Origin of the sequence: Paenibacillus sp. OT2-17 (genome assembly GCF_009827695.1) — a bacterium.
GTDB classification, from domain to species: domain Bacteria; phylum Bacillota; class Bacilli; order Paenibacillales; family Paenibacillaceae; genus Paenibacillus; species Paenibacillus polymyxa_B.
Genome location: NZ_WUDQ01000470.1, coordinates 1 through 2,926, shown reverse-complemented (window position 1 = coordinate 2,926; position 2,926 = coordinate 1). Strand labels below are relative to the sequence as shown.

Genomic DNA, 2,926 nt, shown 5'->3' with positions numbered 1-2,926 from the left:
TACCGTTACAAGTATAGAATCCTTGCGCAATTGATTCAGAAACGTATCTTGGATATTAATGGACTTGTTCATTTTAGCCGTACCCCCAATAATCATTTGGATTGTTTTGAAGTATATTCAAGGTCTGTCCAGAACTTTCCTGCTATAATTTCGTGTATTCGGGCTGCATGAGCAGAAAAATTTCCGAAATCAGTGACATCTACCCACTGGATATCCTTCATATGGCGAAACCACGAGAGCTGTCGCTTCGCAAAATGACGCGTATCCCGTTTTAGCCAAGTCACCGCCTCTTCCAAAGACACTTCTCCCCGCAGGTAGGAGGATATCTCTTTATAGCCTAGACCTTGCATGGAGATGGCATCGCTTCGCACTCCCCGTTCCATTAAGGAGGTTACCTCAGCAACAAGCCCTTGATCGAGCATCCCGTCAATTCGGTCTTCAATACGTTTATATAGCATTTGCCTATCCATTGTCAAACCTACAATGCAGAGTTGGTAGGGAGATTCCTTTTTTTGACTGGCAAGTTGAGAGCTAAGTGTCGTTCCGCTAACATGGTAAATTTCCAGTGCCCGAACGACACGACGACGATCATTAGGATGCAGACGAAGTGCACTTTCGGGATCAACCGCTTGTAGTCGCGCATGAAGCGCCTCAGCTCCAAACTGTTCGGCATAGTCAAGCTGTTCCTGACGAAAAGCTTCGTCAGCCCCTACCTCGGAAAACTGGTATTCATAGCAGACTGATTCTACATATAAACCTGTTCCGCCTACAATAAACGGTAGCTTTCCTCTAGATTGAATATCAGGTATGAGACGACGACAGTCTTCCTGAAATTGGGCTACTGAATATGGGTATTCAGGCTCATGAATATCAATTAAATGGTGCTTGATTCCTTCCATTTCCTGTTCGGAAATTTTGGCGGTTCCAACGTCCATATGACGGTATACCTGCATGGAATCCCCGGAAATAATTTCTGCGTCAAATTGTCGAGCCATCTCGATGCTTAGTTTCGTCTTGCCAACCGCAGTCGGGCCAACAAGAACAAGTAGTTTAGGCTTAGGTGCCACTGTCAATATCAATCACTCCGTACACTGTTTTCGTTGTGCCCCGCTGCTCCACACGGAAGCCGAGGCGGGCAAATTCCCCGCTACCCCGTTTTTCTTTTAATACAATTGTTTTTCGTGCAATCCGTTTCGCATGAATAATACTTTCCTCACTCAACGCGTCTGGGTTAGCCAACCCTCTCAATGGACCGATTGCGCTGGAATCGAGCAACGGATCACGGAACATGGGGTCAAAATAAATAATATCTATACTGCGATCCGGCAAACTACGCAAATAGTCCAAATGATGACCAAAACGAACGTCAATGTTGGAAAAGGCCTGATCTACTTCAGCGTTGCCGGAACGGTAATGCCTCATTCCATCCTTGATTAAAGCGTAGACGGGGAAAGAACTCTCCACAGCCGTGACTTGTCCAGAGCTTCCAGTTCCAATTGAAAATAGAAGAGAATCCGTACCAAGTCCTGCGGTGCAATCCAGCACAATATCACCCGGGACGATCCGGGCAGCCGTCAACATCGGGTCAGGTTCACCCTTTAATACTCGTTTGGCGCGAATGAAGCCCATACTCGGGTGAAAAACCATCGGTGATTGTTCTGGACTAATCAGCCTCACTCCGCCCTGCACCAGAACCAACGCTTGACGGACTCTGTGAGCCGCAATTAGCTTAGCTACCGATATACCACGACGAGGGGCATACAGCACCCCTAACTCGGCTGCAAGCAGCTTCGCTCGCTCCATAACCTCTGCCGAGGGGGAATCCCCTGTCGTGACCAGTAATTCGACTTGCTTCTCACGTAGCCTCGACCGCTCTTCTTCTTCACGGTTTTCCCGATCCTGCAACATATATATACTCCCTTACATTACTCTTTTAAACAGCTTCTCTAAATCATATGTGGAAAAGGAAACCACAATAGGTCGCCCATGAGGGCAAGTATATGGTTGTTTGCATGCTGCCAAACGCTCTAGCAGCACAATAGCCTGTTGGTCAGTCAGCTTCTGGTTTGCCTTAATCGAAGCCCGGCAGGAGCACATGATCGAGGCTGCTTCCCGCAGCTTAGCAAGATCAATGGCTCTTTCCTCCAGCACCCATCCGGCCATTTCCTCAATGACATCCGCTTCTTCCCCTTGGGGAAGCCAGTACGGGTAAGAGCTGACACGGAAGGTTTGACCGCCAAAATGCTCCAAATACACCCCCGCCTGTTCAAACCAGTGCAGCCTTGTTTTCAACTTTTCCGTCTCGGAAGGCGTAAAATCCAGTGTAATTGGCAGTAGCAGTTCCTGCGATACTGACGCAGGATTGCCGAATTTTTCATAATAAAATTCATAATTCACCCGTTCATGCGCGGCATGTTGATCAATTAAATACAAGCCCTGGTCGTTCTGCGCAATCAGATATGTCCCATGGTGCTGACCGATTAAATTCAGTTCAGGAAAAGTGGGCAACTCTGGAGCTTCTCCCGACACCGCTGCCAATTGCTCGGCATCTAGGCGTTGCTGGCGCGGCTTCTGATCCGCGAAATGACGGGAATCCGTAGCGTGTCCCGCAATTGGCGGCATAGAAGATGGGTAAGCAGCAGAAGCAGCCGTTTCCTGTATCCCTCCACTGTATAAGGAAGATGTGCCTATTGCGGCACTATCTCCTTCGGACGACTGTACAGTCGCTCCATCAGGGAGCGGCACGTCCCCTCTAACTTCACTCCCGCTGTTTTCTTCTACAAAATCTGCATCCAGTTCATCATCACTAATACTTTTACCTGAAAGGTTGTTTGCCCGTCCAATGACTGAGAGGCTATCCCTGCTCGGACGTTGCTCACGCTCCTGGCTACCTCTGTTATTCTCTTCGTTTCTGTTCAAGTAATTG

At 48.3% G+C, this 2,926-nt stretch carries 3 protein-coding genes and 1 pseudogene; all 4 read right to left on the bottom strand.

Translation table 11 applies throughout. The annotated features are described in order from the left end of the window. Positions 1-72, bottom strand: a pseudogene (locus tag GRP75_RS30015) (RNA chaperone Hfq); the annotation flags it as partial. Positions 73-92: 20 nt separating this feature from the next. Next, positions 93-1,073: a tRNA (adenosine(37)-N6)-dimethylallyltransferase MiaA gene (miaA, locus tag GRP75_RS23250; RefSeq protein ID WP_160790488.1), complete on the bottom strand. Its 981-nt coding sequence runs from the start codon at positions 1,071-1,073 to the stop codon at positions 93-95. Beyond that, positions 1,057-1,908, bottom strand: a complete 852-nt coding sequence (locus tag GRP75_RS23245) for a class I SAM-dependent methyltransferase (protein WP_028540709.1) — start codon at positions 1,906-1,908, stop codon at positions 1,057-1,059. Before GRP75_RS23245 ends, miaA begins: the two co-directional genes overlap by 17 nt. 12 nt (positions 1,909-1,920) lie before the next feature. Further along, positions 1,921-2,926: DNA mismatch repair MutL family protein (locus tag GRP75_RS23240; protein WP_483311109.1), on the bottom strand; the 1,006-nt coding region annotated here is incomplete at its 5' end.

Coding starts and splice junctions, on each gene's coding strand:
- GRP75_RS23245 (WP_028540709.1), bottom strand. CDS start 1,908: ATGTTGCAGGATCGGGAAAACCGTGAAGAAGAAGAGCGGTCGAGGCTA.